Annotated in this window: 28 protein-coding genes; 21 read left to right on the top strand and 7 right to left on the bottom strand. The window is 66.1% G+C overall.

What is annotated here, in order from left to right; all coding sequences use genetic code 11:
• Positions 1 to 10 precede the first annotated feature (10 nt).
• From STVA_RS01740 to STVA_RS01715, 6 genes are all read left to right on the top strand, one after another.
• Positions 11 to 1,840: a sodium:solute symporter family protein gene (locus STVA_RS01740; RefSeq protein WP_123695472.1), complete on the top strand. Its 1,830-nt coding sequence runs from the start codon at positions 11 to 13 to the stop codon at positions 1,838 to 1,840.
• Positions 1,841 to 1,950: 110 nt separating this feature from the next.
• Entirely contained in the window at positions 1,951 to 2,271 is a 321-nt protein-coding gene (locus tag STVA_RS01735; RefSeq protein WP_123695470.1) for a YggT family protein, read from the top strand.
• Positions 2,272 to 2,275: 4 nt separating this feature from the next.
• Complete coding sequence (locus STVA_RS01730) at positions 2,276 to 2,593, top strand: hypothetical protein (RefSeq protein WP_123695468.1); 318 nt, start codon at positions 2,276 to 2,278, stop codon at positions 2,591 to 2,593.
• Positions 2,594 to 2,671: 78 nt separating this feature from the next.
• A complete protein-coding gene (locus tag STVA_RS01725) occupies positions 2,672 to 4,309 on the top strand; it encodes an amidohydrolase (protein ID WP_197735766.1) in 1,638 nt (545 codons plus the stop codon).
• Between the two features lie 13 nt (positions 4,310 to 4,322).
• The gene (locus STVA_RS01720) at positions 4,323 to 5,243 is read left to right on the top strand and encodes a CobW family GTP-binding protein (RefSeq protein ID WP_123695466.1); all 921 of its coding nucleotides are present in this window, start codon (positions 4,323 to 4,325) and stop codon (positions 5,241 to 5,243) included.
• Between the two features lie 147 nt (positions 5,244 to 5,390).
• A complete protein-coding gene (locus STVA_RS01715) occupies positions 5,391 to 5,693 on the top strand; it encodes a hypothetical protein (RefSeq protein ID WP_142235615.1) in 303 nt (100 codons plus the stop codon).
• A gap of 11 nt (positions 5,694 to 5,704) precedes the next feature.
• On the opposite strand, the gene STVA_RS01710 is transcribed toward STVA_RS01715, so the two are convergent.
• Positions 5,705 to 6,274, bottom strand: a complete 570-nt coding sequence (locus STVA_RS01710; RefSeq protein ID WP_123695462.1) for a cytochrome b — start codon at positions 6,272 to 6,274, stop codon at positions 5,705 to 5,707.
• A gap of 290 nt (positions 6,275 to 6,564) precedes the next feature.
• On the opposite strand from STVA_RS01710, the gene STVA_RS01705 reads away from it, so the two are divergent.
• From STVA_RS01705 to STVA_RS01645, 13 genes are all read left to right on the top strand, one after another.
• The gene (locus STVA_RS01705) at positions 6,565 to 7,236 is read left to right on the top strand and encodes an ABC transporter ATP-binding protein (protein ID WP_245978598.1); all 672 of its coding nucleotides are present in this window, start codon (positions 6,565 to 6,567) and stop codon (positions 7,234 to 7,236) included.
• 26 nt (positions 7,237 to 7,262) lie between these two features.
• On the top strand, positions 7,263 to 8,318 hold the full coding sequence (locus tag STVA_RS01700) for an efflux RND transporter periplasmic adaptor subunit (protein WP_123695459.1): 1,056 nt from the start codon (positions 7,263 to 7,265) through the stop codon (positions 8,316 to 8,318).
• Between the two features lie 141 nt (positions 8,319 to 8,459).
• Complete coding sequence (locus STVA_RS01695) at positions 8,460 to 9,545, top strand: calcium-binding protein (protein ID WP_123695457.1); 1,086 nt, start codon at positions 8,460 to 8,462, stop codon at positions 9,543 to 9,545.
• Between the two features lie 38 nt (positions 9,546 to 9,583).
• Positions 9,584 to 10,129, top strand: coding sequence for an ABC transporter permease (locus STVA_RS01690; protein WP_142235614.1), 546 nt, complete (start codon positions 9,584 to 9,586; stop codon positions 10,127 to 10,129).
• 46 nt (positions 10,130 to 10,175) lie between these two features.
• Positions 10,176 to 10,832 carry an ABC transporter permease gene (locus STVA_RS01685; protein ID WP_142235613.1) on the top strand — a complete coding sequence of 219 codons (657 nt, stop codon included), beginning with the start codon at positions 10,176 to 10,178 and terminating at the stop codon, positions 10,830 to 10,832.
• A gap of 5 nt (positions 10,833 to 10,837) precedes the next feature.
• A complete protein-coding gene (locus STVA_RS01680; protein ID WP_123695453.1) occupies positions 10,838 to 11,857 on the top strand; it encodes a metal-dependent hydrolase in 1,020 nt (339 codons plus the stop codon).
• A complete protein-coding gene (locus tag STVA_RS01675; RefSeq protein WP_123695451.1) occupies positions 11,826 to 12,707 on the top strand; it encodes a polyprenyl synthetase family protein in 882 nt (293 codons plus the stop codon). The genes STVA_RS01680 and STVA_RS01675 overlap by 32 nt, the downstream gene beginning before the upstream one ends.
• The gene (locus STVA_RS01670) at positions 12,704 to 13,927 is read left to right on the top strand and encodes an NAD(P)/FAD-dependent oxidoreductase (protein WP_123695449.1); all 1,224 of its coding nucleotides are present in this window, start codon (positions 12,704 to 12,706) and stop codon (positions 13,925 to 13,927) included. Before STVA_RS01675 ends, STVA_RS01670 begins: the two co-directional genes overlap by 4 nt.
• 7 nt (positions 13,928 to 13,934) lie before the next feature.
• Positions 13,935 to 14,759: a UbiA family prenyltransferase gene (locus STVA_RS01665; RefSeq protein ID WP_123695447.1), complete on the top strand. Its 825-nt coding sequence runs from the start codon at positions 13,935 to 13,937 to the stop codon at positions 14,757 to 14,759.
• A gap of 165 nt (positions 14,760 to 14,924) precedes the next feature.
• Positions 14,925 to 15,365: a plasmid mobilization protein gene (locus tag STVA_RS01660; RefSeq protein ID WP_245978596.1), complete on the top strand. Its 441-nt coding sequence runs from the start codon at positions 14,925 to 14,927 to the stop codon at positions 15,363 to 15,365.
• On the top strand, positions 15,362 to 16,654 hold the full coding sequence (locus STVA_RS01655) for a relaxase/mobilization nuclease domain-containing protein (RefSeq protein WP_123695445.1): 1,293 nt from the start codon (positions 15,362 to 15,364) through the stop codon (positions 16,652 to 16,654). The genes STVA_RS01660 and STVA_RS01655 overlap by 4 nt, the downstream gene beginning before the upstream one ends.
• 132 nt (positions 16,655 to 16,786) lie before the next feature.
• Complete coding sequence (locus STVA_RS01650) at positions 16,787 to 17,071, top strand: type II toxin-antitoxin system RelE/ParE family toxin (protein ID WP_245978595.1); 285 nt, start codon at positions 16,787 to 16,789, stop codon at positions 17,069 to 17,071.
• Positions 17,064 to 17,348 (top strand): helix-turn-helix domain-containing protein, encoded by a 285-nt coding sequence (locus STVA_RS01645; protein WP_123695441.1) that lies wholly within the window; start codon positions 17,064 to 17,066, stop codon positions 17,346 to 17,348. The genes STVA_RS01650 and STVA_RS01645 overlap by 8 nt, the downstream gene beginning before the upstream one ends.
• 33 nt (positions 17,349 to 17,381) lie before the next feature.
• Here STVA_RS01645 and STVA_RS01640 read toward each other — a convergent pair whose 3' ends face one another.
• From STVA_RS01640 to STVA_RS01625, 4 genes are all read right to left on the bottom strand, one after another.
• Complete coding sequence (locus STVA_RS01640) at positions 17,382 to 17,804, bottom strand: DUF2321 domain-containing protein (protein WP_245978594.1); 423 nt, start codon at positions 17,802 to 17,804, stop codon at positions 17,382 to 17,384.
• A gap of 71 nt (positions 17,805 to 17,875) precedes the next feature.
• Positions 17,876 to 19,018 carry a hypothetical protein gene (locus tag STVA_RS01635; protein WP_123695437.1) on the bottom strand — a complete coding sequence of 381 codons (1,143 nt, stop codon included), beginning with the start codon at positions 19,016 to 19,018 and terminating at the stop codon, positions 17,876 to 17,878.
• A gap of 202 nt (positions 19,019 to 19,220) precedes the next feature.
• Positions 19,221 to 19,973, bottom strand: a complete 753-nt coding sequence (locus tag STVA_RS01630) for a hypothetical protein (RefSeq protein ID WP_123695435.1) — start codon at positions 19,971 to 19,973, stop codon at positions 19,221 to 19,223.
• Positions 19,974 to 20,297 (bottom strand): hypothetical protein, encoded by a 324-nt coding sequence (locus STVA_RS01625; protein WP_142235612.1) that lies wholly within the window; start codon positions 20,295 to 20,297, stop codon positions 19,974 to 19,976. It abuts the gene before it with no gap.
• A gap of 225 nt (positions 20,298 to 20,522) precedes the next feature.
• Here STVA_RS01625 and STVA_RS01620 point away from each other — a divergent pair, with 225 nt between their 5' ends.
• Complete coding sequence (locus STVA_RS01620) at positions 20,523 to 21,089, top strand: recombinase family protein (RefSeq protein ID WP_170216746.1); 567 nt, start codon at positions 20,523 to 20,525, stop codon at positions 21,087 to 21,089.
• A 6-nt stretch (positions 21,090 to 21,095) separates the two neighbouring features.
• On the opposite strand, the gene STVA_RS01615 is transcribed toward STVA_RS01620, so the two are convergent.
• The gene (locus STVA_RS01615; protein ID WP_123695621.1) at positions 21,096 to 21,656 is read right to left on the bottom strand and encodes a recombinase family protein; all 561 of its coding nucleotides are present in this window, start codon (positions 21,654 to 21,656) and stop codon (positions 21,096 to 21,098) included.
• 254 nt (positions 21,657 to 21,910) lie between these two features.
• Here STVA_RS01615 and STVA_RS01610 point away from each other — a divergent pair, with 254 nt between their 5' ends.
• Complete coding sequence (locus tag STVA_RS01610; RefSeq protein WP_142235611.1) at positions 21,911 to 24,100, top strand: type II secretion system protein; 2,190 nt, start codon at positions 21,911 to 21,913, stop codon at positions 24,098 to 24,100.
• Positions 24,101 to 24,576: 476 nt separating this feature from the next.
• Here STVA_RS01610 and STVA_RS01605 read toward each other — a convergent pair whose 3' ends face one another.
• On the bottom strand, positions 24,577 to 25,473 hold the full coding sequence (locus STVA_RS01605; protein ID WP_123695423.1) for an ArdC family protein: 897 nt from the start codon (positions 25,471 to 25,473) through the stop codon (positions 24,577 to 24,579).
• Positions 25,474 to 25,674: the final 201 nt, after the last annotated feature.

Genomic DNA, 25,674 nt, shown 5'->3' with positions numbered 1-25,674 from the left:
AGGACAGATCATGGCCACCCAGTCGACCGGATCGGCGAGCTTTCTCGCCAATCTCGGCAAGGTCTACGGTACCTATACCGGGGCCTTCATCGGATTCACCATACTTCTTGCCATTCTTGAGCAAGTCGGCGTTCCCAACAAGTGGATCGGCTACGCCTTCGTCTTCCTGACCATCTTCGTCTACGCCTATATCGGCTACCTGTCTCGGACGATGGAGATTTCCGAGTACTACGTGGCCGGACGCTCGGTGCCCGCCTTCTACAACGGCATGGCGACCGGCGCGGACTGGATGAGTGCTGCCTCCTTCATTTCGATGGCGGGCGGGCTGTTCCTGGCCGGCTACAATGGCCTGGGCTACGTGCTGGGCTGGACCGGCGGCTACGTGCTGGTCGCGATCCTGCTGGCACCCTACCTGCGCAAGTTCGGCCAGTTCACCGTGCCCGACTTCCTCGGCACCCGATATGAGGGCAACGTCGCCCGTATCTGCGGTGTCGTCGTGCTGTTCTGCGCCTCCTTCACCTATATCGTCGCGCAGGCGTTCGGCATCGGCATCATCACCTCCCGCTTCCTCGGCATCCCGTTCGAGTTCGCGATTTTCGCCGGCCTCATCGGGATCCTCGTCTGCTCCATGCTGGGCGGCATGCGGGCCGTCACCTGGACCCAGGTGGCCCAGTACATCATCCTGATCATCGCCTACCTCGTGCCCGTGGTCTGGCTGTCAACCAAGAAGTACGGCATCCCGATTCCGGAACTGACCTACGGTCAGGCCCTGAGCGAGATCGGCGCGCTGGAGGAGAAGCTCAACATCGTGCGCAAGCACATCGAGCCCTTCGTCGACGCGACCGGCAAGTTCAGCTGGGTGGAGTTCAACAATTTCTGGGCGCTCGTGCTCTGCCTGATGGTCGGCACGGCCTCGCTGCCCCACATCCTGATGCGCTATTTCACCACGCCCAACGTCCGCGAGGCGCGGCAGTCGGTGGCATGGAGCATCTTCTTCATCTTCCTGCTCTACTTCACGGCGCCGGCCTATGCCGCCTTCGCCAAGCTGGAAGTCTATCAGAACGTCATCGGCGCCCAGATCTCGACCCTGCCCGCATGGGTCCAGAGCTGGTCCCAGGTAGGCGGGCTGCTGACGATCAACGACCTCAACGGCAACGGCATCCTGGAAGTCACCAAGTATGCGGTCGCCGGTGCATTCCTCGATCTCGGCGAAATCCGCATCAACCAGGACATCATCGTGCTGTCGATGCCGGAAGTGGCCGGCCTGCCCTATGTCATCTCCGGCCTGGTGGCCGCCGGTGGCCTGGCGGCGGCGCTGTCCACCGCGGACGGGTTGCTGCTGGCCATCGCCAACGCGCTATCCCATGACGTCTACTACAAGATGATCAACCCGCAGGCATCGACGAAGCGACGGCTGATGGTCGCCCGTACCCTGCTGGTCGGCGTCGCCATCCTGGCAGCCGCTGTCGCCGGCACGCGGCCGTCGGGCATCATCCAGATGGTGGCCTGGGCCTTCTCCCTTGCCGCCGCCGGCCTGTTCGCGCCGCTGGTCATGGGCATCTGGTGGAAGCGGACAACCACGGTTGGCGCCATCGTCGGCATGATCGCCGGCTTCGGCGTCTGCATGTTCTACCTGATCGCCACCCACTACTTCGCGATGCCGCTGTGGTTCGGCATCCGGAACATATCCAGCGCATTGTTCGGCTTGCCGGTGGCGTTCATCGTGACCTGGCTCGTCAGCCTGGTGACGACCCCGCCATCGCCGGAAATGCAGGACTTCGTGGACTCGATCCGCGTCCCGCGCGGCGAGGTCCGTTTCTCCGGGAGCGCCCACGAGTAGCGGGTAGCCAGTAGACGGGCGCCCGCGAAGCGGGCGATCCTGCCCCGAGCGGCGACACCCCGATCAGCGGGTGTCGCCGCTCTCCTTTTTCCCATGCAGCGAGTGGCGAATTGGCCGGCGCAACCGACATCTGGTGGTCGTACCTCTATTTCCACCTGCCCAACTATGTCTTCTCGGTGCTGTTCTACACCTTGCTGGGACGCTTCCTGTTGGGCTTCGTGGTGCCGCCCGGGACCCGCAACTACATCTATCGCTGGTTCTGCCGGCTCACCGACTGGCTGATCGCCATGGTCGACGTGATCACGCCCCGCATGATCCCACGCGCCTTCCTGCCGCCGGTGGCGGCCTTCTGGGTCGTCGTCGCGCGGATCGTCTTCTTCATGGTGATGTTCCAGGCCGGCCTGACCCCGCGCCTCGCCACGGGCGGCTAGGACGATGATATTCGACCGCCACATGCTATTCACCCTGGTCATCGGCATTGCCGTCGTGAACGGCATATTCTCGCCCTACCTGAACATCGCCGTGCCCATCACCGCCGTGCTGATGCCGGAGATGTTCCCGCGCAACCCCAGCTGGGTGCTGTTCTTCAGTTCCATTCTCGTCGCCAGCGCCACCCTGTTCTTCGCCGGCGTACCGGCCGCGCTCCACGAGCGCGTGCGGCGCGCCGATCCCGAGGCGACGGGGCCGATGTGGACCTGGCTTGCCGTCGCCCTTGTCCTGACGCTGCCGGCATTGCCGAACATCGCCGGTTGATCGGCAAAGTTGCTTGGCCCAGCGGCTGCGTGCCGCTTAGGCTGGGCTTCTTCGGGACAGGATCGGCGGGAGACGGCGTTGTTCAAGATCTACGAGGCACGCCGGATCCTGACCATGAACCCGGCCCAACCGGAGGCCACCCACGTGGCCGTCCGCGACGGTCGGGTGCTGGGTGCGGGCACGCGCGACGAGCTGGCCGGATGGGGCGACCACGCGCTCGACCGCACCTTCGCCGACAAGATCCTGATGCCGGGCCTGGTGGAGGGGCACAGCCACGTTTCCGAAGGCGCCTTCTGGAAGGCGACCTATTGCGGCTTCTTCGACCGCATGGACCCGGACGGCAAGGTCTGGGCGGGCCTGCGCACGATTGACGCCGTCATCGGCCGGCTGGCCGAGGCCGAGGCGCGGATCGCCGATCCGGCCGTGGCGCTGTCGGGCTGGGCGCTGGACCCGATCTATTTCGGCGACAACCGCATCGGCCGCGCCGAGCTCGACCGGGTGTCCACGACGCGGCCCATCGGCATCATGCATGCGAGCGGGCACATCCTCAGCGTCAACACCCGCGCGCTGGAACTGGCCGGCCTGCTGCGGCCCGGCGTCAACCATCCGGGCGTGCCCCTGGGCACGGACGGACTGCCGACCGGCGAGTTGAAGGGGCCGGACGCGATGATGCCGGCCGGCCGGCATGTCGGGTTCGACCGCGAAAAACAGGCGGGCGACGAGCACGGCCTGCGCCAGTTCGCGCGCATCTGCGTGCGCCGCGGCGTGACGACCGCCACCGACCTGGCCGGCCTGCTGCCCGATGCCGCGATCGACATGATGCTGCGGGTGACGGGCGAGGCCGGCTTTCCCGCCCGCATCGTGCCGTTCCGGCGCAACTACGGCCTCACCATGGCCGACTTGGTCGCGCGCGCGGTGGAGTTGAAGGCGCGCAGCAGCGACCGGCTGCGCCTGGGCGGGGTGAAGCTCTTCGCCGATGGCTCCATCCAGGGCTTCTCGGCCCGGCTGAAGTGGCCCGGCTACTATCGCGGGCAGCCGAACGGCCTGTGGTACATCACGCCCGAGCAGCTGACCGAGGCCTACGAGCAGGCGCTGGCCGCCGGCGTCCTCGTCCATACCCATACCAATGGCGACGAGGCGACCGAGCTGGCGATGGACTGCCTGGAGCAGGCGCTGGGCCGCCGGCCGGCACGCGACCACCGCTTCACCCTGCAGCATTGCCAGCTCGGCGACGCCGCCCAGTTCCGCCGCATGAAGGCGCTCGGCATGTGCGTCAACCTGTTCCCCAACCATCACTTCTACTGGGGCGACCAGCACTATGAATCGACGCTGGGGCCGGAGCGGGCGATGCGGATGAACGCGTGCGCCTCGGCGCTGGCCGCGGGCCTGCCGATGGCGATGCATTCGGACGCGCCGGTGACGCCGCTGGGGCCGCTCTTCACCGCCTGGGCCGCCGTCAACCGCCTGACCGCCAGCGGCCGCGTGCTGGGGGCGGCCGAGCGGATCGGCGTGGCCGATGCGCTGCATGCCATCACCATCGGCGCTGCCTACACCCTCAAGCTGGATGGCGAGCTCGGCTCCATCACCTGCGGCAAGCAGGCCGACTTCGCCGTGCTGGAGGACGACCCGACCACGATCCCGCCCGCGGCGCTGAAGGACGTGCGCGTGTGGGGCACGGTGCAGGGCGGCCGGGTCTTCTGCGCCGCCGACATCTGATGGCGGGCCGGTGATGGCGGGGCCGCTGCCGGTCACGATCGTCGGCGGCTATCTGGGTGCCGGCAAGACGACGCTGGTCAACCACCTGCTCCGCCACGCCGATGGCCGGCGGCTGGCCATCCTGGTGAATGATTTCGGCGAGCTGCCGATCGATGTCGACCTGATCGAGCAGCGCGGCGCCGGCGTCATCGGCATCGCCGGCGGCTGTGTCTGCTGCGCCTATGGCAGCGACATGATGGGTGCGCTCGATGACCTGCTGGCCCTGTCGCCACGGCCCGAGCATGTCCTGATCGAATGCAGCGGCGTCGCCCTGCCGGGGGCGGTGGCAGCGGCAATCCAGCTCCTGTCGTCGTTCCGGCTGGATGCGGTGATCGTGCTGGCCGACGCCGAGACGGTGCGCAGCCATGCCGCAGACCGCTACATGGGCGACACGATCGCCCGCCAGCTTGCCGCCGCCGACCTGCTGGTGCTGAACAAGGCGGACCTCGTGGCCGACAACACGCTGGCCGCGACCAGCGCCTGGGTGGCAGGCCTGCTTGCGCCCGCGACACCGATCATCCCGGTCCGGCAATCGGCCCTGCCGGTCGATATCGTCCTCGGTCCCCAGGCCGCCGGTGCCGCCCGGCTGGTGCTGGCACCGCCGCAGCCCCACGACCCGTCGGCATGGGACCGCTGGCAGACCGAGTTGCATGGCCCCGTCGACGCCGATCGCCTGGCTGCCGCCCTCGCCGCGCCGGAACTGGGCCTGGCGCGGGCCAAGGGCATGGTCACCGATCGCTCCGGCGGCCGGCGCCTGATCCAGGTCGTCGGGCGACGCTGGTCGGTGACACCCCTGCCCGATACCGATGGCCCGGGCCGACTGATCGCCATCGCCGCGGGGCAGCCCATCCCGCGCGCGGCGCTTGCCCGGGCGATTGGCGCAGCGGGCGGCTGATCCGGCCGCAGTGCCGATTTACAGCCGGGGCTACCGCCCCTACGCTTGGTAACCCGCGATGCCCCGTGGCTCCCGAGAGGAGGCATGCAGGACCGAATTCGCCAATGCGCCGATATCTCGATTCGCCGGGGATGTGGATTCGGGCTGTTGGCGGTTTCAACCGCCATGGTCGGCGTCGGGCATGACATCGCCCTGGCCGCCTATGGTGGAGCGATCATGCTGGCCCTGATGGGGACCATCCTGGCTCTGAAGGGCTTCCAGGCGCCCCGCCGCCGCTATCGCACGACCGAGCTCTGGCTGCTGCTCGACCGCGACCACGGCCTGCCGGAGGCCAGCGCGCAGGCGGTGATCGGCGCTACTCTCCGCGAGCGCTACTATTGGCATGCGCGATGGGCGGCCGGAATCTCGCTCGGCCTGTGGCTGCTCAGCCTGCTGCTGCGGATGATCTGACGGCCAGCCGATCAGCCCGGCGGCAGCCCGCCCAGTCGGCGTGGCAGCATGCGGCGCAGGGTAGCGTCGCCGACGATGAAGTGGTGCTGCAGGGCGGCTCCCACATGCATCGCCAGCAGCCCGATCACCGCCCAGCCGGCCCAGCCATGCAGGTCGAGCAGGCGACGGCCCAGCGCCTCGTCCTTGGCCACCAGGTCGGGCAGGCGAAACAGGCCGAACGGCTCCAGGGGAAAGCCGAAGGCCGAGTTGCCGATCCAGCCGACGATCGGCATCGCCAGCAGGGCCATGTAGAGCAGCCCATGCACCGATTCCGCCACCGCCCGCTGCCAGGCCGGCAAGGTCGGCACATGGGGCGGCGGCCTGTGGCCGATGCGCCAGGCGACACGGAAGACCGCGATCCACCACACGGTAAAGCCGATCCACTCGTGCCAGTGATAAAGGGTGAACTTCAGGTCGCCCTCGATCCGCGTCATCACCAAGCCGAGCGGAATCGAGACGGCGAGCAGCAAAGCCGTCAGCCAGTGGGCGCCGCGGGCCGCTCCGGTATAGCCGCGCACGCTCGTCCCCGCCCGTTGCGCCATCGCCGCCTCCCAACAGCGCGCCGGTCAGAGGCGCGCCAATCACCGAATCCTAGCAAGAAATGGGGCAATGCGAAGCATGCGGTTTGCGACGCCAGATCGAACGTCAGGCTGGTCCGGTTGACGTACATCAACGCGCGCTGTCTGGCATGCGCCTTTACTCGTGCCGGCAAGACACCCGGTCGGTGCGCAGAGATGGAGGAAGATTGGTCCCGGCAAATCCCGCAGCGGGGGCGGGCCCATACAGGCTGGCCGACCGTGATGCTCACCCCGGCGCCAAAGATGCTGGCATCGTGGCCCGCGGCGTAAGCCGCATCCTGCCCGGTGCAGTCCCCGTGGCTCTCGTTCGCAACATCGATCTAACCATCGGCAAGAGTGAGTTCGTCGCGATCACCGGACCGTCGGGGTCCGGCAAATCGTCGTTGCTCTATCTGCTGGGCCTGCTCGACCTGCCGACCACGGGTTCGATCGAATTCCACGGCCAAGACACCAGCGCAATGGACGAGGCGACCATGGCAGCACTGAGGCTGAGCCATATCGGGTTCGTCTTCCAGTTCCATTTCTTGCTGCCCGAGTTCACGGTTCTCGACAATCTTCTGATCCCGATGCGCCGGAAGGGTGGGCAGCCGCTGGACCGAATGAGGGACCGAGCCGGCGCGATCCTGGCCGCGCTGCAACTCGATGGCGAGGCGGCTAAACGTCCCGACCAGCTGTCGGGTGGCCAGCGTCAGCGGGCGGCCCTGGCGCGTGCACTCGCCAACGACCCGGACTACATCCTGGCCGACGAACCGACTGGCAATCTCGACACGAAGAACGCGGCCATCGTCTTCGACATGCTGGACCGGCGCCGATGTGAAAAGGAACGGACAGTCATTGTCGTGACCCACGATCTCGGGCTGGCCGAGCGCGCCCATCGGCGGGTCCATCTGGTCGATGGGCGCATCGTCGCCGATCGAGCCGCCTGAGCGCCCCACGCCGGCTGCGCCTGCGGATGCGACGCTATCGGCCGTCCATTGCCCTCGTCATCGCCGCTCTGGTGATTCTGGCCTGGATTGTCGAGGCGCGGATTCTGGCGCCCCCGGTCCTCCGCACTACCACGCCCCGCTGGGGGCCGCTGGCCGAGGGTGTCTATGCCACCGGCGTGGTCGAACCGCTGGCCTGGGCCAAGGTCCGGACAGAGGCCGGCGGGCGTCTCGTCTCGCTGTTGGTAACGGAAGGGCAAGACGTGGCAGCTGGTGAACTGCTGGCCCAGATCGACGACCAGAAGCAGCGCGCCCGGATCGCCGAGCTCGAAGCCCGGCTCCGCTATCTCGAGGCAGAGCGCGAACGCCAGCGCGCCCTCGTCGCCGGGGGGGCGGCGAGCCGCAAGACACTCGAACTGCTGCACAGCGAGTTCGACCAAGCCGCGGCGCAGAGGGTGGTGGCCGGGGAGGAACTGCGCCAGACCCGGGTGACGGCTCCGATCGGCGGCCGCGCGCTGCGGCGTGAGGGCCGGGTCGGCGAGGTCGTCGTTCCCGGCACGCTGCTCTTCTGGATCGGCAGCCCACGGGCGCAGCTGATCGTGGCTCAGATCGACGAAGAGTACTTCCCCCGGGTCGAACCTGGCCAGCGCGCGCTCGTCAGTGCCGATGCCCACCCCGGACGCAGCTTCGCCGGCCGCGTGATCGAGCGTACGCCCTTCGGCGATCCCGACCAGCGGTCGTTCAGAATTCGCATCGCCCTCGACGTGGCCCCGGGCACGCTCGAGCCGGCCGAATCCCTATCACTTGGGATGACCGTCGAGGTCAACGTCGTGGTGCGCTCGGCAGATCGCGCTCTGCTCGTCCCCCGGGCATCGATCGCCGGCACGGGCCTCTGGGTGGTCGAGGCTGGGCGGACCAGTTATCGCCCTATCAGGATCGGTCTGCGCGGGCGGGATCTGGTCGAGGTTCTCGAGGGGTTGGTTGGCGATGAAGAGATAGTGCTTGACCCACCGGTGTCGCTGGTCAGCGGCGCTCGCGTCCGGCCGCTCCGCGAGCCCGCCGAGAATGCGGCGCATTCCTGGTAGCTGAACAGACCGCGTTCTCGCCTATCAATTGATCTGCCTCAATGTATCGGGTGGTTCCGAGGACCTAGTGTTGCTGCATTCGCCGGTCCGGGCGGGCCGCCCCCTGCGACTTGGCCAGGCACAACGCTACCGGAGAGATCCATGGTCCAAGTCACGATCCAGAACTACGCCGTGGACGCGACCGACATTGCCGGCGCGATCAACCTTGACGGCGTCGAAGTGTCCGGTGAGCCCGCGCTGACGGCCACGCAAATTGCAGCCACCCTGTCCGACGGGCGAGCGATCACGATCATCGGATCTTTTCAACCCGTGATCGACGCTCTCGCGGCCAACAATCTCGACCTCCTGATGGCCGGGATCGACCATATCCGGCTCGACGCCGTCCTCGTCTCGGTCGGTGGCGCATCCTGGATAAGCATGGCCGGCATCGACCTGACCGGTCCCGAAGTACTGGCCTTTCTTGATGCGAGCGACATCGACAACGAGACGGACGTCGGCGATGACGACATCGATAACGGCGTGTCGTTTCTCTTCACCGGCAACGACACCATTGTCTCGGCGCTCGGGGATGACACGCTGCGCGGTTATGGCGGCGACGACATCGTACTCGGCATGGGCGGCAACGATCTGGTCTATGGGGACGCCGGCAACGATGAAGTCAATGGCAATCTCGGCAACGATACCGTCCACGGCGGCCAGGGCACAGACTTCGTGCGGGGTGGCCAAGGCACCGATCTTGTCTATGGCGAGGACGGGGATGACTGGCATGTCAACGGCAATATTGGCAACGACACCGTATATGGCGGCTTCGGCAACGACTCGGTGTTCGGCGGACAGGGCAATGACTTCCTGGTCGGGGACATTTTCGAGTACGGCGCCGGCGGCAACGACTTCCTGATCGCCAACCTGGGAAACGACACTCTGGTCGGCGACCCCGGCAACGACACCCTGCAGGGCGGGGAAGGCATCGATACCTTCTCGATCTATACCGGCGACGGGCGCGACGTGATCATTGACTTCGATGCCGCAACCGAGGTGATCGAACTGGAGCCGAACATCAACGGCATCGGCTACACGGCCGCCAGTAGCTTCTCGGTGCTGCTGGCCAGGATCACCGCCGACGGACTGGGGAACAGCGTGATCGACCTGGGAGCGGGCAACACCCTGCGGGTCGAGGGGGTGCTGCCCGGCCAGTTGCATGCCAGCAACTTCGATTTCGTCTTCTAGGCATCGTCGCTCCCCAATCCGACGGACCCGACGTGCCGATGCCGCTGTTCATCGAGATCGCGCTGGCGCATCTGGCGGAGAGGCCACGGCAGACCCTGTCCGCCATCGCCGGTATCGCGCTGGGCGCGGCGTTCTTCATCGGCATCGCAGCGCTCCTGCGCGGTTTTCAGCACGACTTCGTGGCCAAGCTGATCGACGTGGCGCCACACATCGTGATCAAGGACGAGTACAGGGTGCCGGCGTCGCAGCCGCTGGAACGGGCCCACGCCCGCAGCCTCGTGGTCGTCGCCGGCGTCCGGCCGCGTCCCCCGGCCCGCGGCATCAAGAACGTCGCGGCGCTTATGGCCGACCTTGCAGTCGAGCCGGCCGCCTTCGCCGCACCGGTGATGCGGGCGCCGGTCGTGCTGCGATACGGCACCGTCGCCGAGCCGGTCACTTTGTTCGGGATCGAGCCCGATCTCCATCGCCACGTGAGCAGCCTCGACCGCGATCTCCGGGTTGGGGCGTTGGCGGATCTGTCGGCTGCCGCCGACGGGGTGATCCTGGGGAAGGGGTGGCGCGGCGGCTGGGGCGGGCGGGCGTGACACCATCCGGGCTCAGGGAGCAGCGGGGCGCGAGGTCGGGCTGAAGGTGGTCGGCATCTTCCGCACCGGCGTGCCGCAGTTGGACGAGACCCAGGGCTATGTCCTGCTGACGCGCGCGCAAACGCTGGAGGAACGGCCCAACGTAGTCAATCAGATCCATGTCCGCCTCGCAGACAACACGCGCGCGATCACCCTCGCCCGCCGGCTGGAGGTCGACCACGGTTTCCGTGCCGAACCCTGGCAGGAGACGCATGGCAGCGTACTCGACCTTTTCGGCATCCTGAACGGCGTCACCTATACCGCGCTAGGCGGCTTATTCATGATGTCGGGGACGGCCGTCTACAACATCGTGTCGACGATCACGATGGAGAAGGTGCGCGACATTGCGATCTTGCGGTCGCTCGGCTTCCCCGCCCGGTTCGTCGCTGCGATGTTCCTGGTCGAGGGCGTCGTGCTGGGCCTGCTGGGAGCGTTAGCAGGCTGCCTTCTGGGCCATGCCGCGGTGTCTGTGCTCGGCCGCGTGCCAGTCGAAATCCAGGGGCCGATCATCCAGTCGAACCACTTCCTGCTCTTCGACTGGGCCGGTCACTACGCGATCGCCGCCGCCGCCGCCGTGGCGACTGCAGGTCTGGGCGCGCTGCTGCCCGCGCGACGGGCAGCGGGGACAGACCCGCTGGTCGTGCTGCGCGGGGCAGTCGGGTAAGAGCCATGGACCTCGCGACCCATGCCGTTGCAGGACTGCTCGTCGCACGGACCCGCGCCGCGTGGGTCGGGCGCGCCGAGCCGGCGGCGGTCCTCGTCGCAGCGTCGTTGCTGCCGGACATCGACATGGTCGTGGTGGTTGTGGATCCGACGCGCGCGGCCCTGCTGCGCCATACGCTGACGCATTCCCTCGTGGTCATGCCTGCACTGGCAGCCGGCTTCGCCCTGCTCGCGCGCGGCGCCGGCGGTCGGGACGGCTTTGTGGCCACTTTCCTGCTGGCCGCTACGGGAATGGCCGTCCATGTCGCGCTCGATCTGCTCAACGCCTATGGCGTGCTGCTCTTCTATCCCCTATCGGAAGCGCGGATCGACCTGGGATTGCTCTTCGTCATCGACCCGGTCTTCACCGGAATTCTCGCAGGCGGACTTGGACTCTCCTTCTGGCCTTCGGATCGTCACCGGATGCTGGTGGCACGATTGGCAGTCCTACTGGCGGTGTCGCATATCGGGGTCGCAGCGCTCCTGCGCGACCGAGCGGCCGAGATGTTGGCAGCAAACGCCAGCGGCCTGGTCGTCGGCCTTGTTCCGGAGCCTCTAGCGCCCTGGCATTGGCGCGGTATCGCGGCCCATCCTGGCGGCTACGACCAGTTTGCCATCAGACCGGTGGCCGGCCGCATCCTGGCGCTACCTCCGGTCGCATCCGCCAGCACCGAACCGGCGGTTGCCGTCGTCCGCCGATCGGCCCTGCCATGGGGCTTGGATGCATTCCTGCGTGCTCCTGTCTGGCGGGTGGACGGTTCGCGGGTGACCGTGCACGACCTGCGATTTCGCTTCTCCAACCTCGGCAACGACTGGGATCCGTTCGATTTCTCATTCGACGTCGTCGACCAGCCGGAGGTCGGGACGCGGTTGGTTGGCACGACGCTAGGCGAGCGGATTGCCCGGTCGCTGGCGACCCTGTCGGCGATCGCCGCAGCCAAAAGGGGACTGACCGATGCCGGTGATCGAGAAAATTCGCACCGCTGACGCCGGCTGGCTGCGCCACCGGGTCGATGGCCGGTTGCGCGAACTGTTAGGAGCCAAGCCTGGGATTGGCCTGCACGCGGCGATGGCCGACGCGACGCTACGCGGCGGCAGGCGGCTGCGAGCGACGCTTACCCTGCTCTCCTGCCGAGCGGTCGGCGGCCAGGATGAGGATGCGCTCGACCTCGCCTGCGCGGTGGAGATGGTGCACTCGGCGTCGCTGGCGCTGGACGACCTTCCCGCAATGGATGATGCCAGTGAACGGAGGGGCGAGCCCTCGCTGCATCGGCGCCATGGCGAGGCGACCACCATTCTGGCAGCGATAGCGCTGCTCGCACGCGCCTTCGAGATCACGAGCGCCTGCGACCATGCCCGCGGGACGGACGCCGTGGCCCGGCTGGCACGAACAATCGGCGAGCATGGCATGTGCGCCGGCCAGTTCGAAGACCTGGTGACGCGCCGCAGCGGCCGCGCGGTCGGGCTGGATGTACACCGCATCGAGACGCTGCACCGGCGCAAAAGCGGCTGCATCGTTGCCACCGCGTGTGAACTGGGCGCCGTAGCCGGCGGCGGCGGGGTGCGGGCTGCCGACGCGCTGGCCGAGTATGGGATGCGCCTCGGCATCGCCTACCAGATTATCGACGATCTCGCTGACCACGCCCGGGACGCCGCGGCAGGACAACCCAACTACGCCGCCACGGCGGGCGCGATGGCGGCACGGGATCGCGTTCGTCATCTGCTTGTCGAGGCCGGTCGCATCGTCCGCGGGGTCGGAATCGACCCGGCAGCAATCGAAGCTTACGTGGAGGGCTTGGTCGCCGGCTGCGGCACCCCGGATGGGAACCCCCAATGACCTACGACATCATCATCGTCGGCGGGGGGCCGGCCGGCACCACCGCCGCGATGTACGCCGCCCGCGCAGGCCTGCGCACGCTGTTGCTGGAGAAGGCCCGCTTTCCCCGGGACAAGATCTGCGGCGACGCGATCAGCGGCAAGGCCGTCACGATTCTTGACGAACTGGGCTTGGTCGACGGTGTGCGGCGGCTGCCCGGGGCCGAGGTCCGTCACATCCTGTTCGGCAGTCCAGACCACATCGGCGCCGATATCGACTTGTCGCGAGCGGCAGACCCAAGTCGCGTAATGGGTTTCGTCACCCGTCGGGCGGACTTCGACGCATTTCTCTTCGCTGCCGCCATTCGATCGGGGGTCGAGTGCCGCGAGGGCTTCTCGGTCGAGGATCTGATGCTCGATGCCACCGGATCTGTCTGCGGGGTTCGCGGACGGAGCCTCGCCAGCAACCAGATCGAAGAGTTGGCCGCGCGCATCGTGCTCGGGGCCGATGGCTACCGCTCGATCGTCGCCCGCCGAGCCGGTCTGTACGCTCACGACCCGGAGCATACGGCGACTGGGGTACGCGCCTACTACCGGAACGTCAGCGGGCTCTCCGACCGTATCGAACTTCATTACGTCGATGCGGTTCGGCCAGGCTACCTGTGGATCTTTCCCCTAGACGGCGACATGGCCAATGTGGGGATCGGCATGCTGGGCGGCGCGATGAAGAGGGACGGGGTGAACCTCGTCGAGACGCTGGACCGTCTGGTGCAAGATCCCTTCCTGGCGCCACGTCTGGCTACAGCCGTCCAGGTCGGCCGCACGGTCGGTTGGCAGCTGCCACTCGGTAGCCGTCGTCGGCCGGCATCCGGCGACGGATACATGCTGCTAGGCGATGCCGCCGGGCTGATCGATCCGTTCACAGGCGAGGGAATCGGCAATGCCATGTTCTCCGGCCGGCGGGCGGTGGCGATGGCCGTGCAGGCACTGACGGAATGCGATACCGGCGCCGCTAGTCTTTCACGATACGACGATGCGCTGTGGGCTGAGGTCGGCGACGAGCTAGCCGTCAGTGCGCGCCTGCAGCGCATCGCGCGCTTCCGCCCGCTGCTGGAGTTCACCATCCGCAAGGCGGCACGCAGTCCGCGGGTCCGCGACATGATCTGCGCAATGATCGCCAACGAGTTTCCACGCAAGGCGCTGACGCGGCCGGCCTTCTACTTCGACCTGCTGTTCCGATGAGCAGGCAATGACGGTGATCGTCCCGGCATTCGCAACCTTGTGCCTCGTCCGTGCGCCTGCGGTCGCTATGTCGGCCCTGCTGACGCTCTTGGGCGCCCGGCTGGCGGGTACGGATGACGACCTTCCGACCGCGCTCCTGGCGGCAGCGGCTGTAGCGTTGGCTACAGCGGGCGGCAACACTCTGAACGACGTCCACGACTGCCAGACAGACCGGGTGAACCGCGCGGACCGGCCCATTCCTTCAGGCTTGATCGGACTCGGTCCAGCACGGGTGATCGCCCATCTCGGACTTCTCGCGGCGGCGATCTGCTCGGCGTTCCTTTCCCCATGGTGTCTGGCGATCTGCCTGGCCAATTGCGGGCTGTTGATCGTCTATGCCCGGCATTCCAAGGGCCTCGGCCCACTCAAGGCCATGATCGTTGGTTATCTGGTTGGGTCGACCGTGCTCTTCGCGGCCCTGAGCCCCACCCGTGTCGACTGGGTTTTGCTGACGCTCGCCACCTGCGCCGGCCTTGCTACCGTGGCGAGGGAAATCGTCAAGGATATCGAGGACATCGCCGGAGATCGGTCGGTCGGCGCGCGCACCATGCCCATTCGCTTCGGCATCCCCGGCAGCCGCCGAGTTGCCAACTTCGCCCTGGTGCTCGCGGTCGCCCTATCGTTCCTGCCCTGGGCAGCCGGTGCTCAGGATCCGGCCGCCTTCGTGGTGCTGATCGCGGGCGCTGCCATCCTTGGCTCTTCGCTGGCGGTACCCGATGCCGGCCGCGCCCAGCGCCTGATCATGGCCGGCTCGGTAGTCGAGATGGCCGCCTTCCTTCTCCTGGGGACGTGACCTCTGCTGGGGTGACGGCGGCTCTAGCGTACCGTCGCCGTCTCGGCACCCCGATAAGGCGGTGGTGGGCCTCGACAACGATACGTCGAACCAGCTTTTCGACGTTCTTGGCGACTGGAACACCTACCTTGAGCGCCGGAAATCCTCGGATTTCCTGGTGCCGCCATGCCCCTGACCGACGGCTTCAACCGCAACGCCAAGCCGCCATTCCATAACAAGCACGAGGCACGGAACGGACGCAAGAAGACCCGTCCCTTCAGCATCCGCCTGACCGAGGACGAGCGCCGCCACCTGGAAGCGGCCGCCGGCCGCGTGCCGATCGGCGCCTATGTCCGGCAGCGGCTGCTGGGCGAGAGCCAGCAGCGCCGGCCAACGCGCAGCCGCCTTGTCGTCCGCGATCAGCTGGCGATCGCCGGCCTGCTGGCCGAGTTGGGCCAGTCGCGGCTCGCCAGCAACCTGAACCAGCTGGCCAAGGCGGCGAACATCGGCGCCCTGCCCGTCACGCCCGATACCGAGAAGGAGCTGGTCGACGCCTGCGCGAACGTGCGGCAGATGCGTGATGCCCTGATGCGGGCGCTCGGTCTTCGCGAGGCCGCCGGCCCATGATCCTCAAGGCCAGCCAGCGCGCGGGCGGCAAGCAGCTTGCCGTCCACCTGCTTCGCATGGACGAGAACGACCATGTCGAAGTCCACGAACTGCGCGGCTTCGTCGCCGACGACCTGAACGGCGCCTTCCACGAAGCCTATGCCGTCAGCCGTGGCACGAAGTGCCGGCAGTTCCTCTTCTCCCTCAGCCTCAACCCGCCCGAGACGGAGAATGTCCCTGTCGAAGCGTTCGAGGCGGCCATCGACACGATCGAGGAGCGGCTCGGCCTGACCGGCCAGCCGCGCGCCATCGTCTTCCATGAGAAGGAAGGACGGCGCCATGCGCACTGCGTCTGGTCCAGGATCGACGCACAAACCATGCGCGCGGTCCACCTGCCGCACTTCAAGCGCAAGCTGCACGACCTGTCCCGTCAGCTCTACCTGGAGCATGGCTGGCGGATGCCTGCGGGCCTGGCCGATAGCCGCAATCGCGACCCACTGAACTTCACCCGGCAGGAATGGCAGCAGGCGCGCCGCGCCAAGGTCGACCCCAAGGCACAGAAGGCGCTGCTCCAGGAATGCTGGTCGGTCTCGGACTCCCGCGCCGCCTTCGCCAACGCGCTCGCCGCCAAGGGCTACTACCTCGCTCAGGGCGACCGCCGCGGCTTCGTCGCCGTCGACTATAAAGGCGAGGTCTATTCCCTCTCCCGCTGGCTCAGCATCAAGCCGAAGGAGATCGCCGCTCGGCTCGGCGACCCGCAGGACCTGCCGACGGTCGAGCGGACCAGGGCGGACCTGGCGTCGCGCATGACGGCGAAGCTGCGAGCACACATCGCGGCAGCGGATGCCGAATTCGCCGAGCGGAAGATGGCGATGGACGCCAAACGCCTCCAACTCGTCCAGCGGCAGCGGGTCGTGCGCCAGGACCTGAAAGCCGTCCAGGAAACCCGCACCATCCTCGAAAGCCGCCAGCGCGCCAACCGCCTGCGCAAGGGGCTGCTCGGCCTGTGGGACTGGGTTACCGGCCGCAGCAAGAAGATTCGGGAGCAGAACGCGCAGGAAGCCGCCCTCGCCGGCAAGCGCGACCGCGCCGAGAAGCAGGCGCTGATCGAACAGCAACTGGCCGAACGCCGCCGGCTCCAGCACGAGATCCGGCAGGCGCGTCGCATCCACACCGTCGAGACCGGCCGCTTGAACCGGGAGATCGGGACCTACCTGACCATGGGGACCAGCCTGCCCGAGCCGACCATGGAGCCTTCGCCGCTCCGCCGGACCCGGCGCCGACAGCCGTCGGCGCCCGGGCCGGAATAGGTCATCGTTGACAATTAACCTTATACGGTATATTCTACAAGGTAAGGATCGTTGATGACCGTACCCCGGAAGACATTACAGGCAGCATTCTACACGACGGATACGGGGAGACGGCCGGTTCGGGAATGGCTCATGGAGTTGGAGCCGGAGGATCGCAAGGCGATCGGCGAGGACATCGCGACCCTGGAGTTCTGCTGGCCGGTGGGCATGCCCAAATGCGCGCCCATGAAGGGGATCAAGGGGCTCTACGAGATCCGCTCGAACATTTCGTCGGGCCGGATCGCCCGGGTGTTCTTCGTGCTGGTGGGGAGCCGGATGGTCCTGCTGCACGGCTTCGTGAAGAAGACGCAGAAGACGCCTGACAAGGAATTGAAACTGGCAGCAACCCGCATGAAGGAGGTGCAGCGCCATGAATAGGAACCCGCATATCGGCGAGAGCTTCGAGAGCTTTCTGCGCGACGAAGGCATCTACGACGAGGTCACGGCGACGGCGATCAAGCGCACTATCGCGCTCCAGATCGCGCACGAGATGACGACGCAAAAGATCTCGAAGTCGGAGATGGCGCGCCGGATGAAGACCAGCGCGACCCAGCTCGCCCGCCTGCTCGACCCGCAGAACGACCGCGTTCAGCTGGACACGCTCGTGAAGGCTGCCTCGGCAGTCGGAAAGAATCTGGCCGTCAGTCTCGTTTAGGGTCGGCGCAAGCGCCACCGCTTGCTGAGCCGGTCATAGCAGCAGCCTCTTGGCGGCCTCGGTAATGACGGACACCGTGACGGAATTGAGTGCAGTCCCGATGCCTTTTCCCGCCTTGCCCAAGAGCTTTTTGTAGCGAACGCTAGCCAGTTCCGTTGCCGACGTATCTCGGGTCATCTCCGCGACCGATTGCTTCAGGGTCCGTTTCTCGTCATCGGACAGCTCATCCATCTCATCCACGAGATCCTCGGCAGCGCGAAGACGGCTCGCGGTCCATGGAAACGCCGAGCCGCAGCTAAAGCAGAAGCTCGGTGGATGGTATTCACTGATACTGATCACACCCGGAACGTAAAAATAGCCACGGATACCTGCTTGGCAGGATGGGCATTTGAGAATTGTGGCGGCGCCACACTGCCCGCAATATTTAGACAAAAGGCCAGGACTATCCTCCGCCATGCTAGCGATACAGTGGCCGTTTAGGCAAACCTGTGCTGTACAATACGCTCCCATAGAATTCCCTCACACAGTCACGATGCTTTGGCGGATGAGAGTACAGCGCCCTCGATCTCGTGCTCGCTAAAGGCGTTTTCCCTGGGCCACTCTGGAAGCTCGGTGGCCAAGATGGGGTCGATATCGACGGTGAAGTAGTAGCCGTCGCCCCATAGTGCGCAGGTGACGATGCCGGCGCGGGCACTCCGCAGGACCTGAAGCCGACGCGGATTCCGAGGATGGTCAGCCCATTCCTTGAGCCGCCGAAAATTGCTGGCGCCGAAGAACGCTCGAAAATCGTTGAGGCGGGCCACAAACTTGCCAAAGGTTCGGTCGGCTTCGCGAAGATCGACAACCGCCCTGCTGCGTCTCCCGGATTCCCCCAGTTCGATGGCGTACTCCAAAGCCGCCGCTTCGGTCGCCGGTCCTGCATGAGGAATGAGGCGGCGCTCAATCTCATCGAGCTCACGTACCGGCTCATAATCGCCGATCAGCGCGACCATTCCCTCCATGCTCCCGAACTCGATTTCGCGAACATCGACATCACCATCCCGCGTCCGAAGGCCGCGTGGGCCTTCCCACCCTGGTTCGTGATGGATGCGCTCGCTTACCGACAATCGGCCTCCTTGCTGCTGCTTGATGTTTCGCAGCGCGCGATGAATAGGATCGCCTTTGGTTCGCAGCTGTCCATGGATGCGCCGAGCTTCGACGGCGATCGGGCGAACCCGCTTGACCACTGCCAGGCGCCTCAGCACGAGCGGAAGCTCGGCCATCAAGAACGTCTCATCTTCATCTCGAACGCGCTTTTTCTCGTACTCTTCGTGCGCCCGGATACGGGTCTCGGCGGATGCGCAGCAGTGCCCGATCACCGCCATGACCTGAAGGGATGGGACCCAGATCAGCGAACCTTCCAGGAATTTGTTGGGCTGACACATAGGACACGGGACCATCTCGCCGCGCGGCCGAAGGCCCCGTTCAATGTCGAAGGGCTTGAGCTTTACGAATTCGGCGTCCTTCTCGATCTTGCCCCAGAACAGCCCTTCAAACGTTTCGGGGCGGCCGGTGGCTCGAACGTGGTCGAGAAAGGCCTGGATGACGATGTTGCTCGGCCGGTGCCGAAAACTGCGATGCGGAGATTCCTGATGGACCGCGGGCGCAGATGGGAGGCGGCTCCTCTTCACAGCATCTCCGATCCCCCGGGAACGAACCGGGAAAGTACCGTTTTGTTCTCCTCCCTCGCCGGAAATGCGGATGACGCGTTATCGTTGAGAATGTTCGCGTCCGACCGTGTGCGACACAATGGCATCGCGTGTCGGACATTTCAAGATGTTGGGGACAAGAGAGGCCGGGGACACCATGGAGACGGGGGCGGCAGGGCCTCACCTAGCCTGGCGCGAGCGCTTTCGCAGGCCCCTGAAATTGGTCGACGCGGCGGTCCAACGATTGCCCATCGGCAGGCCGGTCCTGACCGTCTCTCTTGGAGGCCGGCTCCTTGCCTGCCTGTCGGTCTAGGACCCTGCGGACGGAGGCAGGCATCGCCTGGTCGAGATCGGCACCAAGGTCATCCAGCTCGCGCTCGGTGATACTCCCCTCCCGCACCTGCTCGCGGGCTTGGTCCAAGCGGTCCTGATATTGGTGGAGCTGCTCCCGTTCTGCACGTAGACGGGCTTCGGTCGCCACCTCGTCACGGTAGTCTTCCCAGAACGGCCTGCGAGGATCGATCTGCCGCGGGTCGACGATCTCTGGCTCGATCTCCTGGCCGTGCTCGTCAAAGACCTGCTTGCCGTCGCGGGTCCGGAACACCCGGCGGCCATCGGGAAGGACGTGCGCTTCGAACAGCATCGCATCGATCCGCTCACGCACCTGAACTAGCAGCTGCTCGTTCTGCTGAAGCGCCTCGACGGTTGCCGCGTCATAGGTATCTAGCCGGACCTTGAACGCCGTGATCTGCGGCTCGCTGGCCAGCACCGCACCGAGAAGCATCATGTCGGCCTGCTCCTCGATCCGGGCCTTCTCCTGTTCCTGCTTCTGCTTTTTCCGCTGCTCCTCGTTGAACCGCTCGCGGTCCGCACGCTGCCACTCGGCGCGGCGGGCGAATTCGGCTTTCCAGGAATGAGGGGCGCGAGTTTGCTCCATCTACTTGCCGCACTCCTTCGTCACGAGGGCGGCAACGATGGCGCCTGGCGAGTGCTCCTTGTACCGGCCAAAGGCCTTCTCGATATCGAGGCTACGGCCGCGCGTTTTGTAGAACCAGTCGTAGATGCAGCCCATACCGGCGGCCTGCTTATCGTCCTTGACGTATCTCGCGTAGGCTAGCCCCTCGATGATGCCGGCGAGGTAGGCCACCCTCTCGGCCCCGGACATCTTCTCCAGGATGACGCCCGCGGTCATTTCCTGCGCCGAAGCGCCCGGCACATCGATGCCAAGTCCGGCACCCATGACGATGGCCGAAACCGCCAACCTCAAAGACTTCTTTGCTCCAAATACCTTCAACACAATCGACCATTATTGTTGAAATTTCCATATTGTTTACGAACCATGGCATACTATAGGCATAACTATTGGCTGGCCGCGGTTCGGCGCCATCCCACGATGCGCCAAACCCGTCTGCCTGGAGGCTCACGGAAAGGGTCGATTGTGTTGTGCGCCGCGGGTGGCGCGGAAAGGTCTCAAGCTGCTGAATTAATGAAGAAAATAGGATATCTGCGAGTCTCTACGATCGAGCAACGGCCCGACCGCCAGATCATCGGCCTGGAGCCGCTCTGCGATGAACTGCATATCGAACGGCTGTCCGCCGTCAGCCGGCGGAGGCCCGTCTACGAGGAAGTTTTGGCCCTTCTCGTACCGGGCGACGCTCTGGTCGTCTGGGATCTGGATCGCGCGTTCCGGTCGGTGATCGACGCTCTGACGGAGATTGATAGGCTGCGCTCGCGCGGGGTCGAACTCCAGATCGCCAACCTCCAAGTCGACACCACCAGTCCCGCCGGCATGCTGGTCTATACGGTCATGTCAGCGTTTGCGGAGTTCGAGCGGCGAACGCTGGCCCAACGGACGCGCGAAGGACTGGCGGCGGCTCGCCTGCGAGGCGCCAGGCTCGGCCGACCGCCCAAGCTGGATGCCGATCAGTTGGCCTATGCCAACCGGCGGTTGGCACAGGCCGATGTGACCATCACCAGTGTTGCCAAGGAGCTGGGCATCGCGCCCTGGACATTGACCCGGTCGATGCGGCGGGAAGAAGCCCGCAACTGCTGACACGGATCACCTTCGAAGCGCCCGTCTCAGCGTCGAGACATCGACGCCAAGCAGCACAGCGGCGCTGGCCCGGGTTTCCTCACCACGATCGATGAGGCTGCGCGCGTGGGCGAGCTGGTGAGCGGTAAGCTTCGCCGGCCGCCCGAACTTGACACCGCGCCGACGGGCTGCCGCCATCCCCGCCTTCGTGCGTTCGCGGATCAATTCTCGCTCGAACTCCGCCAGCGCGGCGAATATGCCGAATATCAGGCGTCCCTCGGCCCGCGTCGTATCGATGCTCGCCCCCTGCCCGGTCAGCACCTTCATCCCGGCGCCTTTCGCCGTCAGCGTCTCGGCCAACTCGACAAGGTCGAACAGGCTGCGTCCAAGGCGATCCAACTTCCAGGCAACCAGGACATCGCCCTCGCCGCAGCGGTCCACGGCAGCAGCCAAACCCGTTCGGATCACACGGCGCGCGCCGGACACTTTGTCTTCGAATATTTCGGCGCAACCGGCGCTCTCCAGCGCCTCGCGTTGAAGGTCCAGGTTCTGTTCTTCCGTAGATACCCGTGCGTAGCCGATTTTCATCCGTACTATCCTGCTCCGGAGCGGCATTCGCTTCCAGATCCGGGCCGATTAACGTATTGAAATCCTGTGGAGAACCGCTTGAAATGGTTCCTTTTCGCGCATTGCCGATGCGCGCAACTTCTGGATATGGAGGAGGCGGTGGCAGCAATAAACTATCCACAGGACGTCAAATCCGAAGACAAATTAGCTTTCCAGCAAGCATTTATCGGTCATAATAAATACTAGCAAAAAGGAACCATTATTCGTAGGCATTCATGGATCGGGACGGGCACTTAAAATTCTACGACTGCGTATTGGATGACACCTGCCTTTCCCTGATCGAGCAAACAGCCTTTTACCTGTCTGCAATCATTCTATCGAGCATCCTGCTCGGCGCCTGCATCACCTATGTCTGGCTGCGCTGGCCCAAGCGGCCACTACCGCCGTCGACGACCGGCGACACGCCAGGCCCAACCGCCGGCAACATCTTCTTCATGCTCTTCGGCGCGGTCGCAGTCGTCGGGCTTCTCGGCTCGGCCGTGATGAGCAATATCAAGGGGCCGATGCGCAGCATGTCCACGGTGACGCTGCGCAACGAGGCCAGCACCGACCTGATGGCGGCCTCGCAGCTTCTGGTCAGCCAGGCACGCACATCCCAGACGGGCGATTGCGACAGCGACGGATTCATTGAGCCCCTGCCATGGCGGGCGCCCAATGTCGGACAAGGCACCCCGGCCGGCGGCGGTCTGATCCCGCTTCAGGTCGGCGCGGCGGTCGCCGATCCCTGGAAGAACGACTACGGCTATTGCGTCTGGGATCACGGCGACACGACGGTCGCGGACGACGTAGTCGACTGCGGCGGCAGCGGTGCCGCGCGGCTTGGCGGAACGGAGCTTCCGACGCAACCGGTGCTGGTCGTCATCAGCAGCGGGCCGGATCGGGTGTTTCAAACCACCTGCAACGCCTGGCTCGACGCCAACGACGACGATATCCCCGACGTGCCGCTGATCGACAAGCCGCCTGGCAGCGACGACATGGTGCGGCCGGCGATCTACGGGGAGGCGATCCTTGCGGGCGGTGGCGGCTCGGGGCAGTTGCAGTCCCATCCGGACGAAGCCTGCACCCCCGCCGCCATCGGCCTCATGCGCTTTGAGATGGGCACGGTGCAGGTTTGCACCGACACGGGATGGGTAGAGGTCGGCGGCGTCGTCTCCGCCTCGGGCAACTTTAACCCGGTCACCAACGCCGTGCTCGGCAGCGAGCATACCTCCAACGAAATCTCCTTCGCCGGGTTCAACGGCAACCGGACGGTGAGCGTCGATGGCGGCGCGGTCATCCTGGTCAACGGCGTCGAGATCGGTGCCACGGCGTCGATCGCCGCCGGCGACATGATCTCGGTGAAGGGCACCGCTGCGCCCACCCCGGAAACCGACCGGACCTATACCCTGACCCTCGGGTCCATCGTCCGGCCGTGGCTCATCACCACCCGCGACGCTGCGCCGGCGGCCCTCACCATCACGCCCACACCGCAATCCGGCATGAACGTGACCGGCCCTGGCGCCCCGGCCTATGGCGATGTCGTCAGCTTCCTCGTCCAGAACACCGGCGAGATTGAAACCACGCTGTTCTCAGCGATCCTGTCCAACGTCACCAATTTCGAGTTCTACAGCGGCGGTGGCTATGTCGGGGACGACTGCGCTGGCAAGACACTGGCGAAGGACGAGACCTGCGTCATCGACGTGCGGCCCAAGGCGACAGTGGATGGCGCCTTGGCCAGCACCCTCACTGTGGCGGACGGAACGATCAACGCCGTTGCCAACCTCTCCGGCACCGCCGCCGGCTGGCAGGATACGACACCGAACGCCTTCAACTTCACCGACTTGACGAACCAGGCGCTAACGACACTCCTTACCTCGAACATCCTCCAGATCAGCGGCATCGACGGCAACGTCACCGTCTCGATTGCGGGCCAGGGCAGCCCCCAGTTTCGCATTTGCAGCAACGGCACCTGTTCGTCTGTCGTGACCGATTGGACCTCCGGCCCGGCGACGATCCAGAACAACCAACGGCTCCAGCTTCGCCTGACGAGCGGTTCCTTCAGCACCTCGCATGTCGCCACCGTCACGGTCGGCACCTACGCCGAGGATTGGAGCGTCAGCACCGGCGCATCCGTCTCATGGACGAGCGCCGGTTCGCACAGCTTCGTCGTCCCGGCCGGCGTCACCTCGATCAACGTAAAAGCGTGGGGTGCTAGAGGAGGCAACAGCGGCGGCTATGGCGGATACACTGGCGGAAATATCGCCGTCACGCCCGGCGAAACCCTGACGGTCATCGTCAGTGGCGGCGGGGTATGGACGGGCGGGAGCAGCGGGAGCGGCGGAGATGGCGGGGGCGATGCCAAAGGCGCCGACGGCGGTGCGGGCGGTGGCGCCTCCGGCCTGCGCCGAGGGGAACCAATCTGTTGATCGCCCCTGGCGGCGGTGGAAAAGGCGGCGACAGCAACAGCTGGTGCGGTCATGGCGGCCGGGCGGGAGGCGGCGGCGGAGGCGGAGGTGGAACCGCGGGCGGGAACGGCTCCGACGCGTCACTTGGAGGAGAGGGCGGAAGCGGCGCCAATACAGGCGGCACCGACGGTAGAGCAGACGGCCATGGAGGCGGCAGTTCCGGCGGTGACTGTGGCGGCGGCAACTACTACGGTGGTGGCGGCGGTGGCGGCGGCGGCGGTGGACTTCTGCGCGGCCGTGGCGGCGATGCTGGTAGCAGCACCAGGGGCGGCGGCGGTGGCGGCGGCGGAAGCGCCCTCGTTCCCGGCGGCGGCTCTACCACGGCGGGCGGGGTCAACTACGGCAACAGCGGCGATGCCGATTTCCCCGGCGGCCACGGCGTCGTGATCAAGCCGAACTGACGGGCGGTAGGAAGACCCCCACCGCCCGCCCGGTGTTCAAGCCGCGATCTCCCGCCCCTGCGTCCCATGGAGGAAATCCGCCGCCCGCTGGGCATGGCTGGCGGCCGTGAAGATGGCGCGGCGATCCCCTTTCAGCACCTTCAGCCACGACCCGATATAGGCCGCATGGTCGTCCCGTACCTCGGGCGTCAACGCCAGGTCGGCCGACAGGAACGCCGCGCCAAGCTCGGCAACAAGCTCTTCCATCGCATAGCCTTCATCGCCGAAGCGCTTGCGCCCGAAGCTGCGATCCAGCCGGCTCTTGTGCGACGTCCAGTGCGTCACCTCGTGCGCCAGCGTCGCATAATAGCTCTCGGCGTCCCGGAACGCCTCGAAGGGCGGCATCTGCACCAGGTCCGGCCCGGGTGCATAGAACGCGCGGTGCCCGCCGTGGCGGATGTCGGCCCCCGTCGCGGCGAAGAAGCTTTCCGCCTGCGCGATGCGGGAAAGCGGTGAAGCCGGCGGCACCGGCTCGGCCGGCACGCCGTACCGCTCCGGCAAGCCCTCAATCTGCTGCACGTTGAAGACGGTGTAGCCCTTGAGAAACGGAATCTCACGCTCCTCCTCGGCTCCCGTCGCGGGGTCGGCCTCGGTCCTGGTGATTGCCCCGGCATAGACGACGAGCGACCCCTGCTCGCCCTTCTTCACATGCGCGCCCATCTCCTTCGCCTGGCGGAAGGTCATCCAGTAGGGCGCGGCATAGCCCTTCTCGATGGCCGCACCCCACAGCATCAGGACGTTGATGCCGCGATAGGGCTCGCCGTTGTGGCGCAGCGGGCGGAAGATCCGCCCTTCGGTGTTCCCGCCGCTCCACGGCTTCATCCAGGGCCGAACGCCCTTCTCCAGGTCGGCGACGATCTGATCGGTGAGGCGGGTGTAGATATCGGTTTTCATTGGCTTTCTTCCTAATCCGGGTTGCTGTTGCAACCCGGGCTAGGCCCGCGCCAATGAGCAGGGGTGGCGGTCAAGGTCGCCGGCGGGGTGGGGCATCACCCGCCTGCACAAGGCGAAGCCGCGGAAGGCGGGGATACCCCCCGCCGGCGCCCGTAGGGCTTGGCCTTGACGGCCGGGGGGCTGCGAAGCCCCCCACTTTTT

Origin of the sequence: Stella humosa, assembly GCF_006738645.1 — a bacterium.
Classification (GTDB): Bacteria; Pseudomonadota; Alphaproteobacteria; order ATCC43930; family Allostellaceae; genus Allostella; species Allostella humosa.
This window is presented reverse-complemented; position numbering and strand designations above follow the sequence as displayed.